This window comes from Sorangium sp. So ce836 (assembly GCF_028553905.1).
GTDB classification, from domain to species: domain Bacteria; phylum Myxococcota_A; class Polyangia; order Polyangiales; family Polyangiaceae; genus Sorangium; species Sorangium cellulosum_D.
The window spans coordinates 9312138-9327029 of sequence record NZ_CP102233.1; the positions used below are offsets into that span (position 1 = coordinate 9312138).

General features: G+C 71.9%; 13 protein-coding genes. 4 read left to right on the top strand and 9 right to left on the bottom strand.

Translation table 11 applies throughout. The features are described 5' to 3' along the window. The first annotated feature begins 5 nt into the window (after nt 1-5). The gene (locus NQZ70_RS33705) at nt 6-767 is read left to right on the top strand and encodes an SDR family oxidoreductase (RefSeq protein WP_129577899.1); all 762 of its coding nucleotides are present in this window, start codon (nt 6-8) and stop codon (nt 765-767) included. 42 nt (nt 768-809) lie between these two features. On the opposite strand, the gene NQZ70_RS33710 is transcribed toward NQZ70_RS33705, so the two are convergent. After that, nucleotides 810-1133: a helix-turn-helix transcriptional regulator gene (locus NQZ70_RS33710; RefSeq protein ID WP_129577900.1), complete on the bottom strand. Its 324-nt coding sequence runs from the start codon at nt 1131-1133 to the stop codon at nt 810-812. 209 nt (nt 1134-1342) lie between these two features. Here NQZ70_RS33710 and NQZ70_RS33715 point away from each other — a divergent pair, with 209 nt between their 5' ends. Further along, nucleotides 1343-1984 carry a glutathione S-transferase family protein gene (locus tag NQZ70_RS33715; protein ID WP_129577901.1) on the top strand — a complete coding sequence of 214 codons (642 nt, stop codon included), beginning with the start codon at nt 1343-1345 and terminating at the stop codon, nt 1982-1984. Nucleotides 1985-2081: 97 nt separating this feature from the next. Here NQZ70_RS33715 and NQZ70_RS33720 read toward each other — a convergent pair whose 3' ends face one another. From NQZ70_RS33720 to NQZ70_RS33730, 3 genes are all read right to left on the bottom strand, one after another. Beyond that, complete coding sequence (locus tag NQZ70_RS33720) at nt 2082-2861, bottom strand: hypothetical protein (protein WP_237244277.1); 780 nt, start codon at nt 2859-2861, stop codon at nt 2082-2084. A gap of 304 nt (nt 2862-3165) precedes the next feature. Then, complete coding sequence (locus NQZ70_RS33725; protein ID WP_129577902.1) at nt 3166-4008, bottom strand: CPBP family intramembrane glutamic endopeptidase; 843 nt, start codon at nt 4006-4008, stop codon at nt 3166-3168. Nucleotides 4009-4103: 95 nt separating this feature from the next. Then, the gene (locus tag NQZ70_RS33730; RefSeq protein WP_237244278.1) at nt 4104-5393 is read right to left on the bottom strand and encodes a nitronate monooxygenase; all 1290 of its coding nucleotides are present in this window, start codon (nt 5391-5393) and stop codon (nt 4104-4106) included. A gap of 169 nt (nt 5394-5562) precedes the next feature. On the opposite strand from NQZ70_RS33730, the gene NQZ70_RS33735 reads away from it, so the two are divergent. Further along, nucleotides 5563-6354, top strand: a complete 792-nt coding sequence (locus NQZ70_RS33735; RefSeq protein WP_129577904.1) for a hypothetical protein — start codon at nt 5563-5565, stop codon at nt 6352-6354. A 110-nt stretch (nt 6355-6464) separates the two neighbouring features. Here NQZ70_RS33735 and NQZ70_RS33740 read toward each other — a convergent pair whose 3' ends face one another. The 5 genes from NQZ70_RS33740 to NQZ70_RS33760 all read right to left on the bottom strand — a co-directional run bounded on the left by NQZ70_RS33740 (nt 6465) and on the right by NQZ70_RS33760 (nt 13225). Next, nucleotides 6465-7415: an OmpA family protein gene (locus NQZ70_RS33740; RefSeq protein WP_237244279.1), complete on the bottom strand. Its 951-nt coding sequence runs from the start codon at nt 7413-7415 to the stop codon at nt 6465-6467. 17 nt (nt 7416-7432) lie between these two features. Beyond that, nucleotides 7433-7834, bottom strand: a complete 402-nt coding sequence (locus NQZ70_RS33745) for a DUF4398 domain-containing protein (protein ID WP_237244280.1) — start codon at nt 7832-7834, stop codon at nt 7433-7435. 133 nt (nt 7835-7967) lie between these two features. Further along, nucleotides 7968-9890: a DEAD/DEAH box helicase gene (locus NQZ70_RS33750; protein ID WP_129577906.1), complete on the bottom strand. Its 1923-nt coding sequence runs from the start codon at nt 9888-9890 to the stop codon at nt 7968-7970. 108 nt (nt 9891-9998) lie between these two features. Continuing rightward, nucleotides 9999-11972, bottom strand: coding sequence for a glycoside hydrolase family 9 protein (locus NQZ70_RS33755; RefSeq protein ID WP_129577907.1), 1974 nt, complete (start codon nt 11970-11972; stop codon nt 9999-10001). Nucleotides 11973-12325: 353 nt separating this feature from the next. Further along, nucleotides 12326-13225 (bottom strand): 1,4-dihydroxy-2-naphthoyl-CoA synthase, encoded by a 900-nt coding sequence (locus NQZ70_RS33760; protein WP_061629811.1) that lies wholly within the window; start codon nt 13223-13225, stop codon nt 12326-12328. Nucleotides 13226-13577: 352 nt separating this feature from the next. Between NQZ70_RS33760 and NQZ70_RS33765 the strand changes: the two genes are divergently transcribed. Further along, complete coding sequence (locus tag NQZ70_RS33765; RefSeq protein ID WP_129577908.1) at nt 13578-14750, top strand: PAS domain S-box protein; 1173 nt, start codon at nt 13578-13580, stop codon at nt 14748-14750. Nucleotides 14751-14892: the final 142 nt, after the last annotated feature.

Consider the following 14892-nt stretch of genomic DNA (forward strand, 5'->3'; position numbering starts at 1 on the left):
CCTGAATGGCGCACGATCTATCGAAACGAGTAGCCCTGGTCACCGGCGCGTCCCGCGGCCTCGGGGCGGCCATTGCCCGCCGGCTCGCGGCCGCCGGGGCGCGGGTGGCGGTGAACTACTTCGCCGGCCGCGAGGGCGCGGGGCGCGTTGTCGACGACATCCGCCGGGGCGGCGGCGAGGCCGAGGCGTTCCAGGCCGACGTGCGCGACGAGCGGGAGGTCGCCCGCCTCGTGGACGAGGTGCAGGCGCGCCTCGGTCCGATCGAGGTGCTCGTGCTGAACGCGACGGGCCCGCAGCCGCACGTGACCATCGAGGAGCTGACCTGGCAGCACTGCCTCGATCAGCTCGAGTTCTTCGTGAAGAGCCCGGTCCTCCTCGCGCGGGCGGTGGTCCCCGGGATGAAGGAGCGCCGCGCGGGCCGGATCATCCAGATCGGGTCCGAGGTCTTCGAGCAGGGCGTCCCCGCGTTCTCCAACTACGTCTCGGCCAAGGGCGCGCAGCTCGGCCTCACGCGCTCGTGGGCGGTGGAGCTCGGCCCGCACGGGATCACCGTCAACCTCGTGGCGCCCGGCTGGGTCCCGGTCGAGCGCCACCTCAGCGAGGGCGCGAGCCACGCGGCCATGGAGGGCTATGCGGCGGGCAACCCGCTCCGGCGCCTGGGCACGCCGGACGAGATCGGCGACGCCGTGGTCTTCCTCGCGTCCGACGCCGCCAGGTTCATCACGGGCCAGAAGCTCTCCGTGAACGGCGGCAGGACCCTGGTCTGACCCGCCCGGCGGGCCCGCGGCCGAGGGCCCGGGGCGCCGCCCTCAATGCCGCTTCTTGCGCCCCGCTTCCTCGACGGCCGCGGCGTGGAAGGCGCCGAGGACATCGTCCCAGAAGCTCTCGACATACGCCCGCAGCGCGCTGAGACCCTCGCGATCGACCTCGTAGAAATTGTGGCGACCGCGCTTGTGGCACCGGAGCAGCCCGGCGTCCTCCAGCACGCGGAGGTGCTGCGACACCGCGGGGCGGCTCACGCTCACCGTCTTGGCGATGTCCCCCACGGAGAGCGGCTGTGCGCGCACCCGCTCGAGAATCTGCCGGCGCGTCGGATCAGCGAGTGCCGCCAGCACCGCACCGACCGGATCCATGGATCCAGCATGCGCAGGCGCAAAGGCAGCCGCAAGAACGATCTTCCGCTTGACCGGCCCCGTCGAACCAGTAAGTATTGGCTTACGCGATACGGCGCGCCGGGTTCGGCCGCGCGCTGGCGCGGACCGCCGGAGGCGCGGCGAGAGGGGCGCTCCATGCCTGCTCGCGCCGCGCGTCCGCGCCCCTGTTTCTCGTCAAAGGAGCTGTCATGTCGCGCATGATCGTCTATGGCACCCCTGGCTCGACATACACCTGGAGCACGGAGATCGCGCTGGTCGAGAAGAAGATCCCCTATGAGCTCGTCGAGGTCGCCTTCGGCGCGCACCTCCTGCCGCCGCACCGGGAGCGGCATCCGTTCGCGAAGGTGCCCGTGCTCGAGCACGACGGCTTCAGGGTGTACGAGACGCAGGCGATCCTCCGGTATCTCGACCAGGTGGTCCCCTCCCCGCCCCTCCAGCCGAGCGACCCGCGCGACGCGGCGCGGATGAACCAGGCGATCGGCATCGTCGACTGGTATTTCTGGAGGGCCGCGGGCCCCGGCATCGTGGGCCAGCGGCTGTTCGCGGCGGCGCGCGGCCTCGCGCCGGACGAGGCCGCGGTGCAGGCGGCGATCCCGGTCGTGCGGACGAGCCTCTCCGAGCTCGATCGCTTCCTCGGAGATCGGCAGTTCCTGGCGGGCGATCGGCTGACGTTGGCGGACATCATGGTCCTGCCGATCGTCCGCTATCTCCTGCTGACCCCGGAGGCGTCGCTCTTCGATCCGCACCCGCGCCTGCGCGCGTGGTGCGAGCGCCTCGGTTCCCGCGAGAGCGTCAGGGAGACCGAGCCGCAGCTCGCGCGGAAGCGCTGAGCGAGCTCCGCGCCGCCGAGGCGCATGTCGCGCTCCGCCCGGCGGCGGCCACCGAGAGAGGCTCGGGGCTCGCCGGCCGCGCGGAACGTGAGCTGGTTTACGGGGCCAGGAACACCGTCACGGCGGCCTTCTGCATCTTGCCGGAGCGATCCCTGCACTTGTCGAAAGCGCCGTCGTCGAGCTCGTGGCCGCAGACGTCATCGCACTCCCCGAGCACGTCGATGGGGGAGCAGCCCTGGATGGAGGGCCCGCACACCCGGGGGATCTGCGACGCGCCGGGCGCGACGCAGGCGTGGAGCTTCTGCGGGGTCGCGAAGATGTCTCCGAAATAGGCGCCCTCGCGCGCGGTGTACCCCGCGCGCTCCTCCCTCGTGCTGGCGAGCGCCTTGTCCTTCCCCCGGACCGAGATCTGGACGCTCTGGCCGAGGTGGTTGACCCGGGAGATGACGCACGCGGACACCCAGGATTTGCAGTTCTCCCCGCAGGCGCCGCCGGACTTGCCCCACTCGGGCGCGAGGCCGATCGAGCCCTCGAAGGAGTGGTCGACACCGTCGATGTTCAGGCGGATGGCCTCCCCCTTGGGGAGCGCGCAGCCCACGATGGCGGACAGCTGCTGGCGGCCCCGCGGATCCGAGAGCGCCGCCATGACGGGCCCGTTGAACGTCAGCCCGTTGAACGTCAGCGCGTTGAACGTCAGCCCATTGAATGTCAGCCCGTTGAACGTCAGCCCGTTGAACGTCAGCCCATTCCCCATGATCGCGGCCTGCTCGTCCGCATCGACGGGCTCCTCCGTATCCTCCGGGAGCACAGCACAGCCAAGTTGCACGAGGGAAGCCGCGGCGGCGATGACGAGGGCGAGGAGGGGCGACTTTGTCATGGTCATTAACAATTGCCCGTCGCCCGCGCATGTTCAAATTTTTCTTTCGAGGATCCTGCGCTCCGTGTGCGCCCTCGAACCTGCGGCCATCGCCCGGGGACCCGCTGGCAGGCGCGGCGGGGCACGCCCTCGACCGCAACATCGTGCCGCGTTGAACGAGAGCGCCTTCGCCCGACGCTCATTCAGGAATATTGCCACCGCGCTAGAACCGGGGTGGCTCTCCTTGAATCTGCGCTGCAGCGGTGGTTCCGGAGAAATGAACGGTGCTGCTGGACGGCGATGGCGATTCGAGGCGCGCGCGTCGCTACAGACGCCCTTGATGCCACAGGGAGAGCAGGTCCATCGACGTCGCGACGGCGACGTGGATCGCGCAGCCGCCCCAGATGGAGTCGCTCTTCAGGCTCACGGTGCCGAGGATGAACCCGGCGAGCACCGAGCCGAGCGCCTCGGGCAACGGCTTGCCGAAGTGGATCATCGCATAAGGCACCATCATGGCGAAGATCGAGGCATAGCCGAGCGCGCGGCGGACGCCGTGGATGAAGAAGCCGCGGTAGAAGAACTCGAGCGCGACGAACTGCGCGGCGTAAAGGGCCTCCCACGCCCAGAACCACGGCCAGAGGTCCTCGCCGCGCGCGAGCTTGTAATAGGGGTACTTCGCCTGGAAGGCCGGCGAGAGCGACGCGACGTAGAGGACCGGCGCCATGACCGCGAAGAAAAAGGCATAGATGGACAAGTGCCGCGCCGTCCCGCGGACGCGCAGGCCGAGGGTCCGGATCGGCACGCCCAGCACGAAGCGCGCGACGAGGAGGGTCGGGAGCAGGTAACCGGCGAGGCGGCCGACCGCCCAGACGATCCGCTGGTGAAAGCGGCGGTCCGGGGAGGTGTTCAGCGCGTCGTGGAGCCGCGCCGCCACGTCGTCGAGGCCCACGGCGCGCAGGCCATCCACCATCCAGCGCGTGTCGTTCTCGTTGCCGGCGAACCGGACGAAGATGAGCACGCCGATCACGGTGAGAAACACGCTCACCATGCGGCGGGTGACCTCGCCCGCGGGAGTCTCGGCCCGATGGAGCGCCGCCTCGGCGTCGAGCCGATCGCGCAGGTCGATGACGTACTCCTGCCAGATCCCGCGGAAAAAACGTCCGATCACGCGCCGTGCCTTATCACCGCGGGCGCCCCCGGCACAATCCAGAAGGCCCGCGCCCGAGCCCGCGCGGGGCTCCGGCCGGGCCGCTCTGCAGCCCGTCAGTCGTCCGACGCACGATCGTCGGATTCGTCGTCGTCCGCGTCACCGTCCGATGGCTCGGCGCCAGGCGCGTCGGCGTCGAGCACGTCGGCGCCGAGCACGCCGGTCGCGAGCACGTCGAGGATGTCCTGCGCCTCGGTCATCATCTCCGCCACGATCTCGGCTGCTGGCTTGACGCTGGCGATGGACAGGACGCTCTCGGAGCCGGCGGGCATATCCATCTCCTCGAGGTCGCCCACCGTGTCCGGCGTGGGCACGATCGCGCTGAATTTGGGCATCTCGTACGCGACGTCCAGGACCCCGGGAAACAGCACCGTGGTGCCGATGGTGGCGGGCGGGGGCGGCGGATCCGGGATCCGAGGCTCTCTCCCGGCCCACCGCCGCACGACGCGATTCCGCAGGACGCGCTGGCGCTGACCCGGCCACTCCGGGCCGAAGAAGGTCTGTACCGCCGTGGCCCCGGCGCCCGCCGCGACGAGGCGAGCCTTGTAGTCGGGATGGGCGTAGGCCTCCGTGGACGCCACCAGCCGCGTGCCGACGACCACGCCGTCGGCGCCGTGCCACAGCGCCCGCACGACGCCGGCCCCGTCCGCGATCCCGCCCGCGGCGAGGAGCAGCGCGGGGCTCACGCCCCTGCGGATCGCGCGAACGAGGGACTTCGTCGTCGACGTGGCCCGCACGTGCCCGCCGGCCTGCGACCCCTGCGCGATGATCCCGTCCGCGCCGACCGCGACGGCGGCGCGAGCGGCCGCGACCGAGCCCACCTGGACCCAGACCTTGGCGCCCGCCGCGTGGAGCGCGTCGACCCAGGCGACCTCCGGCGCGTTCCAGTGGAAGATCACGAGCCGCACCGCCTCGGCGACGCAGACATCGATGTGGTCCCGCGTGACGAAAGCGCCCATGGGCCCGGTCGCGACGATGAAATTCGCGCCGAACAGGCCCGCCGTGAGCGCCTTGGTCGCCCGGATCCGCGCCTCGACCACGGAAGGCGGCTCGGTCGCCGACCCCAGCACGCCGATCCCACCCGCGTTCGAGACCGCGGCGACCAGCGGAGGAAGGCTGACGAACGCCATGCCGGCGCTGACGAGCGGAAACGGAACACCGTAATCCACGGTGAGCCGGGTCCGGAGCGAGAGCGCCGACGCCGCGCGCAATCCGTCCGACAGCGCCTCGCCCGCCTCATCAGGCCCGCGCCCCGCGTCGCCCGGCGCGCAGCCCGGGCCCATGGCCAGACCGAGCCCGCTCAGCCCCACGAGGTCGAGAAACGTACGTCGATCGAGCTTGTGCACCGATTCCTCCGTGTCTTTCGTCCTGCGCGTCACTCACGCCCACCCAGAACCGCCTCGGCCGGCGGCCGCAGGGCCTCTCAGCGCTCCTCAGCGCGGTTGGCGACGTACCGGACGCTCCGTTTTCGGTATGTGTTTTGCACTCTTACGGGCTCTCGGAGAAAGCCAGCCCATGAAAATCGTTCAGCAGCACATTGTGCGCCATCAGGAGCAGTTCAGCGACCACCCCTTCTTCGCGCGCCTCTCGACGGACCCGCCTTTGGAGCGGCTCGCGCCTTTCCCGGTCTGTCTGATGTTCTTCGTGATGACATTTCAGGACATCCTGCGCATCTGCGATGAGCGCGCGACGGATCCGGAGTACAAGCGCGTGGTGCACCGCCATCGCCTCGAGGACGCGGGGCACGACCGCTGGTTTCTCGGCGATCTGGCGGCGCTCGGCCTCGAGCCCCCCACGGCGGCCGAGCTGTTCGGCGAGCGTCATCGCGCCGCGCGCACCGCGAGCCTCGCGCTGCTCTCGGACGCGGTCCGAGCGCGCCACGACGCGGGCCGGCTCACGCTGCTCCTGACGCTCGAGTCGGCGGGACACGTCTTCTTCGAGCGCGTCGCGCGCTACCTGGTGCGCATCGGCGAGCGGCGCCGCCTGCGCTACTTCTCCCAGACGCACCTCGACGTCGAGAGGGCCCACGACGTGTTCGAGGAAGACACCGACGCTCGAATCGAGGCCATCGCCCTCGACGAGGAGGCGCGGACCGAGGCGCTCCAGCTCATCGAGCGGTGCTACCGCGAGCTCACGGGCATGTTCGACGCGATCGAGGCGCAGGTCGCGGCCGGCGCGGCGCGCCCCGCGCTCGCCCCGTCAAGGCCCCGGACGGCGCGAGGAGCGGCGCTCCGCGTCGTGAGGACGCCTGTCCCGAGGCCGTTCGCGCGGCGCGCCCCGCGGGGCGATGGGGGCAGCCCCGGATGACCGGCGTCGCGCCGTCGCTCGCCGTGAGGTGATGATGAGAGAGGTGCAGGGAGGCGGGAGGAGCCGAATCGACGTTCTCCCCGCCTTCCTGCGAGCCCCCTCCGGCGGCTTTACTGCGCCGAGGTGGGGTTGACGATGATCTCGACGCGCCGGTTGTTGGCGCGGCCCTCGGCGCTCGCGTTGTCCGCCACCGGGCGATCCGGCCCGTGGCCGACGGTCGTGATCTTGTCGGCCGGCAGACCCACGCTGACGAGGTGGGCCTTCACGGAGTCGGCGCGCGCGAGCGAGAGCTTGCGGTTCGCCTGGGCGGAGCCGGTCGAGTCGGTGTGCCCCTCGATCCGCAGCGGCGGCGACCCCTGATCCTTCAGGGTGGTCGCGACCTGGTTGAGCTTCTCCTTGGCGATCGGCAGGAGCTCGGACTTGCCCGAGGCGAAGAGCACCGCGCCGGAGAGCGTGATGACGACGCCGCGCTTCTCCTCCTTCACCGCGGCGATCTCCTTGAGGCTCGCGAGCGCCGCGTTCGCGACGCGCTCGGCCTCCCGCCGCGCCGCCTCGGCCTCCTGCCGGGCCTTCTCGGCCTCGGTCCGCGCGCTCTCGGCCTGGAGCCGCGCGCTCTCGGCCTGGGCGCGCGCCTGACGCTCGCGCTCGATCTGCTGCTGGCCGCTCTGCAGCGCGTCCTTCGCGCTGGCGAGCTGCTGCTGCGAGAGCTCCTTGAAATCCTCCTCGGCCGCGGCCTTGTCGCGCTGCGCCTGCTGCAGCGCCGCCGCCGCCTCGGCCTCGCGCGCCTTGCGATCGGCGATGTAGGCGAGGTCGCGCGTCTGCTGGGCCTCGGGGTCCTCGTTGAACGCGCCCTCGGCGCGGGAGAGCGCCTGCTTCGCGGTGTCGAGCTGGGCGGGCGCGAGGCTCGAGGCCGGGCCCTGGGCCGCGCGCTTGTAGCTGGTGCGGGCGTCGACGAGCTCCTTCGGCGGGAGCGCCGCGCTGCACCCCGTGGCCGCGACGAGCGCGGCGCACAGCGCGAGGGACCAACCCCGCGACGACAGGTCGTTCACGAAAGAAGCCATCTCCTTCACCTCTCGCTTCACTGGACCCCCGACTCCTGCAGCTTCTCGACCTGCTTCAGCGCCTCCTGCGCCTGGGCCTGCGTGGCGCGCGCCTTGGCGATGGCCAGCGCGAGCTCGGCGTCGGCCTCGGCACGCTCGAGGAGGCGCAGGGCGGGCTCGTTCTCCTCGGCCTCGATCAGCTTCTTGGCCTTCTCGAGCTGCTCGCGGGCGAGCTTCAGGTGGAGGGTGGCCTGGGGGTCGGCCTCGGCGCCCACCTCGTCGGCCGCGCGGATGGCTGCCTGGGATTCGGCGAGCTGGTCGTTCGGCGGAGGCAGGGAGCCGCCGCAACCGGCGAGGGCGAGGCCGAGCAATGCAGCGAGCGCCGCAACCGGGCTCGCGAGACGGCGTAGGGCTGGCTTGTCGTTCGGGCGTCGGTTCACCCGGCCTTTGTACAACACCTGGGGTCGTCGAGAAATCAGGAAACCCCTGCACTTGCTGGCGATCGTCGCCGCAGCGCGCGAGCGAGATCGATCGCGGCGCGGCGGCGCGCGGCTCCGATGCTCGGCGACTCGGCTAGTCGACGCGCATCGAGCTCGCGCGGACGATCCGGATCCGCGCGTCGCGCGCGTCGGGTTGGTTGACCGCGCGCGCGAAATCGGGCGCGGCGGGGGAGGCCACCTCGACGACCGACGCGGTGGAGCCGATCCGGATCGCGCCGATCTGGCGGCTCGAGACGCCGCCGCGGCGGCACACGAGGGCGAGCAGGCGCCGGGGATCGGCGCCGTGGCGCTCCCCCCAGTTGACCTGGAAGGGCACGAACGGGAGCCGCGGGGGCTGCTCGCCGTCGCCGCGGCGAGGCGCGGAGCGGCCGCGCGGCGGCGCACCGGACCACGGCGCCTCGGCGGAGCGGCCGCGCGGCGGCGCACCGGACCACGGCGCCTCGGCGGAACGGCCGCGCGGCGGCGCACCGGACCACGGCGGCGCCGCGGGGCGGTTGCGCGGCGGGGCCTCGGACCGCGGCGGCGCGACGGCGGTGACCGGCTGCGGAGCGCAGGGGCCGGTGTGCTTCGCCCGCGCGAGGAGGGCCGCGACGAGCTCGGTCGCGTCCATGTCCGCGAGCAGCCGCGCCGCGAGCTGCCGGAGCCGCGCGTCGGGCGCGGGGCCCGCCGCCTCGCGGGGCTCCCGCGCGTCGGGCGCGGGGCCCGCCGCCTCGCAGGGCTCCCGCGCCTCGCCCGCCCCCTCCGCGGCCGCCGGGGCGGCCGCGTCGACCGCGCCGCCCCGGCGCGCGCCGGCGAGCTCCGCCGCGAGCCGCTCGTCGGCGGCGCGCAGCACGTCCTCCGGCGACGGGGCCGGCCGGAACGTGGCCTCGACGCGCGCGCGCCGGAGCAGCCTCAGCGCGTGCTCGCGCGCCGACGGCGCGACGAGCAGCACGCTCGTCCCCTTGCGGCCCGCCCGCCCGGTGCGGCCGCTCCGGTGCGTGAAGACCTCGGGATCGCCCGGGGGATCGGCGTGGATGACGCGCCCGACCTCGGGCACGTCGATGCCGCGCGCGGCCACGTCGGTCGCGACGAGGGTGGTGACGGCGCCCGAGCGGAACGCGTCGAGCGTGCGCGTGCGCTCGCGCTGCTCGAGGTCGCCGCTCAGGGCGCGCGCGGGCAGGCCGAGCGCGGTGAGCTTGTCGGCGAGCTCGGCGGCGCCCTCGCGCGTCCGCACGAAGACGAGGGTGCGCTCGCCGGGCGCGAGGAGCAGCAGGTTCACGAGCGCGGCGTCGCGCTCCGCCGGCCGCACGAGGTGGGCGACGTGCGCGATGTCGCCGTTGGCCGCGCCGGGGCGCGTGCCCTCGACGCTCGCCGGGTCGCGCTGGAAGCGGTCGGCGAGCGCGCGGACCTCGCGCGAGAAGGTGGCCGAGACGAGGTGGGTCCGGCGGTCCTCGGGCATCCTGCCGACGATCGCCTCGAGGTCCTCGCGGAAGCCGAGATCGAGCATCTGGTCCGCCTCGTCGAGCACGAGGTCGAGGACGCCGCGCGGATCGAGGGTCCCGCGCTCCAGGTGGTCGAGCAGGCGCCCGGGCGTGCCGGCGATGACGAGCGGGTCGCTGCGCAGCGCGCGCGCCTCGGCGCCGAAGCTGGTGCCGCCGGTGACGCACGCGACGCGCGCGCCGAGGGGCGACAGGAGCCAGCCGAGCTCGCTGGCGATCTGCGCGGCGAGCTCGCGCGTCGGCGCGATGATCACCGCGGCCGGCGCGGCCGCGGTCCGGGGAGCGGCGTCGGGCGCGGCCGCGCGCCCGGCGAGGGCGCGCTCGAGGCGGGGGGCGAGCGCGAGGCCGACGGCCACGGTCTTCCCGGAGCCGGTCTGCGACGAGATGCGGATGTCGCGCCCGGCGAGCTCGGGCGCGAGGACGGCGTGTTGAACGGGGGTGAGGGAGGTGAAGCCGCGGCGGGCGAGCGCGCCCGCGAGCGGCGCGGGCAAGGCGTCGTGCAGTGAGTCTGGATTCATGAAAGCCGCGCAACCTAGCAGATCCTGGACGGTTGTCGCGGCCAATCGCCCGGGGGGGGCGCGCGGGGGGCGCGCCGCGAGATCACGCGACCGCGCGGCGCTCCCGGGTCACTGGGCGCTCTTGGCCTTCTCGTCGAGCCAGGCCACCGTCCACGCGAACGGGCTGTTCCAGTTGATGGTGATCTCGTTGACCGACCACGCCCCGATATCGTCGAGGTAGCACTTCTGCGGGGTGCACTTCGCGCGCTCGGCCGTCTCGTCGAGCGCCTCTTGCGCCACCTCATCCTCCAGCCCCGAGTTCGGCCCGCCGGAGACCGCGCCGGGCGGAGCCGACGGGTACTCGGGGTCGACCTGGGCCGCCCAGAAGCGATGATGCGGGTTCTGGAGCGGGTTCTCGCCGTAGCCGGAGACATAGGACTTGTCCATCGGGTTGCGCCCGAGGAGGTAGTCCGCGCCCGACGCCACGCCGTCGAAGTACTTCTGCTCGCCGGTGAAGTCGTGGGCCAGGGCCAGGACCAGCATGTTGTTGAGCACGAAGGAGTTGGAGCCCCAGGGATACCCGCCCTCGCCCACGTCGAAGGGCACCCGGTACCCCTCCGCCGCGATGGCCTCGAGGTACTTGTCGGCGATGGCGATCAGCTGGGTCCGGGCCGCTTCGCGCTCCGCCGCGGCGTGCTGGGCCGGGACCACGGCGAGCGAGATGGCGCCCAGCCCGTCGACCTGGCCCCAGGTCATGGTGCTGAACGTGCCGTTCACGCCGATGAGCTCCTTGCTGTAGTCCGACGCCGCGAGCTCGGCCTGATACGCGGCGTCGCCCGTGGTGAGGAACAGCTCGGCGGCCGCCCAGTAGAACTCGTCGCTCAGGTCGCTGTCGCCGTAAGCGCCGCCGCCCTGCACCGCGCCCTCGTTCGGGATGACCCGCGGGTTCGCCTTCGCCGCGGTCCACGCCCGCTTCGCGGCCTCGAGGCACTTCGCCGAGTACGTGGGGTCGAGCTCCTTCCAGATGCGCGCGGCCTGGGCCGCGGTCGCGGCCAGGTTGAGCGTCGCCGCCGTGCTGACCGGGCGCAGGAAGCGCGGCTGCGGATCCTCGTGCGGCGCCAGCGGCAGGCCGGTCCACGCGAGATCGTGGACCTTGTGGTGCACCATGCCCGCGTTGGTCTCGCCCTGGGGCACCTGCATCTTGAGCATGAAATCGATCTCCCACCGGGCCTCGTCGAGGAGGTCGGGGATCTGGTTCTCGTTCTCGGGGATCTTCAGCTTGCCGTCGCCGAAATCCCCCGCCGTGGACCCGAGCGCGACGAACCGCTCGTACTGGTTCAGCAGCGTCCAGGCGGAGATACCGCCGTTGACCACGTACTTGCCGTGATCGCCGGCGTCGTACCACCCGCCCGTGACGTCGAGCGTGTACGTGCAGCCGATGTCCTCGCCGCAGGGCGCCTGGTCCGGCTTGTGCCCCGCGGGGCGCGCGTGGTCCGGGCCGACGTACTGCTCCAGGATCTCGATGCCGGAGCGGTTGTGATAGAAGTACGCGAGCGCGTCGTACTTCATCTGAGAATAGATGGTCGGGCTCACGTCGAACGGATGGCTCGACACCGAGCCGACGCGGAGCGTGTAGCCCTCGCCGACGGTGGTGAAATCGCTGAAGTCGATGGTGTGCACGTGCTCGCCGGAGGCGGCGTCGTCGCCCACGACCCGGGTCGCCCCGCTGTCGACCACCGCGCCGGCGGCGTCGACGAGCTCCCACGCGTGCGGCTTGTCGGCCGCGGCCACGACCGTGGCGACCTTGGCGGCGGCAGGCAGGTACCCGACCTGATTGACGCGGATCAGCTCCGTGCCGGAAGGCGGCACCGTCTCGACCGGCTCCTCGCCGCCCGCGCCGCCCCCGCCCGAGGCCCCCACGCCGCCCCCGCCGCCCCCGCCGCCCGAGGCCCCCGCGCCGCCCGAACCGTTGTTCGCGCCGTTCGAGGAGCCGTCGTCGCCGCAGCCAACCGCGGTGAGGCCGCCCACGAGCGCCAGGAGAAGCGACCCTCCCAGGGACAGCCATGAACGCTTCCAACCAGCCGACCTAGCAGCACAAAGCATGATGAGCATCTCCGGAAGAAGAAGAAGTTGAGAGCCGCGCAGCAGTGAACGATGCGAACGTCACGTCACGGCGCGGCAGCGACACCATTGATGGATACGGTGTGATTGTCAAGCGCAGATAGGCGCCCCTGGCGCCGCACGATCACCCGACCTCGTCGACTCGAGATCACGCATCGCGGCGTCGCGAACACGCCGCATCCGTGCGTCCATGGTGGATTTTTGCAGGTCCGCTCCCGCGCGTAAGCCGCGGGAGCGGCGCCCGGCCGCCCGGCTCTACATCAATTTTTCTTCATGTTTTTGCGGACTTCCGGGAGTCCATCGGGGCCGCGCGGGGAACGGCCGGCGCGGCGCCGTCAGTAGTGCCAGGGAAAGCGCTTGAAATCTGGACGGCGCTTGTCTAGAAAAGCATCCCGACCCTCCTGCGCCTCCTCCGTACCGTAGGCGAGCCGCGTCGCCTCGCCGGCGAAGAGCTGCTGTCCGACGAGCCCCTCGTCAGGCAGGTTGAAGCCATACTTCAGCATCCGCATCGCGGTCGGGCTCTTCGAGTTGATGATCGCTCCCCAGCGCAGCGCCTCCTCCTCGAGCTCGGCGTGAGGCACCACGGCGTTGACCATCCCCATCGCCGCCGCCTGCTCCGCCGTGTAATCGAGCCCCAGAAAGAAGATCTCCCGCGCCTTCTTCTGCCCGACCTGCCGCGCGAGCAGCGCCGAGCCATAGCCGCTGTCGAAGCTCGCCACGTCCGGATCCGTCTGCTTGAACATCGCGTGCTCGCGGCTCGCCAGGGTCATGTCGCAGACGACGTGGAGGCTGTGGCCGCCGCCCGCCGCCCAGCCGGGCACCACGGCGATGACGACCTTCGGCATGAACCGGATGAGCCGCTGCACCTCCAGGATGTGGAGCCGGCCGAGCCGCGCCGGGTCGGCCTGCCCCGCGCTCTCGCCCTCGTACTTGTAACCGTCCTTCCCGCGGATGCGCTGATCGCCGCCGGAGCAGAACGCCCAGCCGCCGTCCTTCGGAGAGGGCCCGTTGCCGGTGATCAGCACACAACCCACGTCGGAGGTCGTGCGCGCGTGCTCGAGCGCGGTGTACAGCTCATCGACCGTGCGGGGACGAAAGGCATTGCGCACCTCCGGCCGGTTGAACGCGATACGCACGGTGCCCTGATCCACGGCGCGGTGATAGGTGAGATCCTCGAACGAGAACCCCTCGACCTCACGCCAGCGCGCCGGGTTGAAAATCGCAGAGACGGTCATGGTCCACTCCTTGTGGCGCGGACCCTACCCGCCTCACCATGGCCTTGCAACCTCGCTCACACTGACAGCGGACGCCGGCCAGGGGCGCGCACGCACACCCGGCTCCGGCCGCTCCCCGCGGCTTCCGGGCGACGCCGCGGAGCCCACGAAACACTCTTGACATAAAAGTCGATCTCGTCGACAAGCAATCTCCGAAGCATGGGTAGGGTCGACCTCCCGCCGTGTGGACGCGGGCGCCTGCGCGCTCCGGCCGGACGGCGGAGGCGCTCACCTGCATCCGGGCAGGGGAATCGCTGGGAGCGGCCGGACGCGACAAGGAGCGCGCCGTGCCCGCGCAGGGGAGGATATTGGCTTGAGCCACGAAAAGTTGTTCGAGGTCGCGTCAGGGCTCCTGGCCACGGCGGACGCACGCGGCCATTTCCACGATCTGAACCCCGCCTGGGAGCGGACCCTCGGCTGGTCGCTCGACGAGCTCAAGGCGAAGCCGTACATCGAGTTCGTCCACCCGGGCGACCGGGAGGCCACGCTCGCCGAGACCAACGCCCTCTTCAACGGTCGCGCGACGTCCCGGTTCGACAATCGCTATATTTGCAAGGACGGGTCGTACCGGTGGCTCGGCTGGGCCGCCCGCGTGGACATGGCCGAGCCCGCCGAAGCGCGCCTCATCTATGCGACGGCGCTCGACGTGACGAACGACCGGGAGCAGGCGGCTCGGTTCGCGCAGGTGGCGCAGCTCGCAAAAGTGTACGAGCGGCTGTTCCAGGTCTCGGTGGGCCTGCTCGTGACCCTGGACGCCGACGGGTACTTCCGGCACGCGAACCCGGCCTGGGAGCGCACCCTCGGGTGGTCGCCCGAGGACATGACGTCGAGGCCGTTCATCGAGTTCGTCCACCCCGACGACCGCGAGGCCACGGTCGCCGAGGCCACCGCCCTCTTCCAGGGCCGCACGACCATCCGGTTCGACAACCGCTACGCGTGCAAGGACGGTTCCTACAAGTGGCTCGCGTGGACCGCGCACCTGGACGCGTCCGAGGATCCGGCGAACCGCCTCGTCTATGGCACCGCCCACGACGTCACGTCGTACCGGGAGCTGCTCGGCGAGTTCGAGCGGACGCTCGCGCGGCTCCGCGACTCGATGCAGGCGATGTCGACGCCGCTCATCCCGATCACCGATCGCATCGTGGTCATGCCGCTCGTGGGTCAGATGGACACGGAACGCGTCAGCCAGGTGATGGCCGTCGCGCTCGATGGAGTCCAGTCCACCCAGGCCCAGATCGTCATCCTCGACGTGACGGGGCTCAAGGAGATCGACACGCGGGTCGCCTCCGCCCTCGTCGACACCGCGAGGGCGCTGCAGCTGCTCGGCGCGAAGACGATCCTGACCGGCATCCGGCCGGCGGTGGCGCAGACGCTCGTCGGGCTCGGGCTCGACCTGGCGGGCGTCATCACGAAGAGCACCCTCCAGAGCGCCATCTCGTTCGCGCTGCAAAGCGGGCAGACCCCTGCCCGGGCCCTGTCCCCGTGACGGCCGCGTGACGGCCGCGCGTCGGCGCCGCGGCCACGCCGCGCCGGCGCTGCGCGCCACGCCGGCGCCGCCCCCCGGCTCGCCCCGGTCGCGCTCGGCCGATGGGCGGGGCGAGGCGGCTGGTGTATAAGGCAGCGTGGCG

What these genes read in the sequence shown, in the direction of transcription:
- NQZ70_RS33750 (WP_129577906.1), bottom strand. Translation starts at nt 9,890, where the DNA reads ATGAATCCAGACTCACTGCACGACGCCTTGCCCGCGCCGCTCGCGGGC.
- NQZ70_RS33715 (WP_129577901.1), top strand. Translation starts at nt 1,343, where the DNA reads ATGTCGCGCATGATCGTCTATGGCACCCCTGGCTCGACATACACCTGG.
- NQZ70_RS33710 (WP_129577900.1), bottom strand. Translation starts at nt 1,133, where the DNA reads ATGGATCCGGTCGGTGCGGTGCTGGCGGCACTCGCTGATCCGACGCGC.
- NQZ70_RS33740 (WP_237244279.1), bottom strand. Translation starts at nt 7,415, where the DNA reads ATGGCTTCTTTCGTGAACGACCTGTCGTCGCGGGGTTGGTCCCTCGCG.
- NQZ70_RS33755 (WP_129577907.1), bottom strand. Translation starts at nt 11,972, where the DNA reads ATGCTTTGTGCTGCTAGGTCGGCTGGTTGGAAGCGTTCATGGCTGTCC.
- NQZ70_RS33720 (WP_237244277.1), bottom strand. Translation starts at nt 2,861, where the DNA reads ATGACAAAGTCGCCCCTCCTCGCCCTCGTCATCGCCGCCGCGGCTTCC.
- NQZ70_RS33705 (WP_129577899.1), top strand. Translation starts at nt 6, where the DNA reads ATGGCGCACGATCTATCGAAACGAGTAGCCCTGGTCACCGGCGCGTCC.
- NQZ70_RS33735 (WP_129577904.1), top strand. Translation starts at nt 5,563, where the DNA reads ATGAAAATCGTTCAGCAGCACATTGTGCGCCATCAGGAGCAGTTCAGC.
- NQZ70_RS33760 (WP_061629811.1), bottom strand. Translation starts at nt 13,225, where the DNA reads ATGACCGTCTCTGCGATTTTCAACCCGGCGCGCTGGCGTGAGGTCGAG.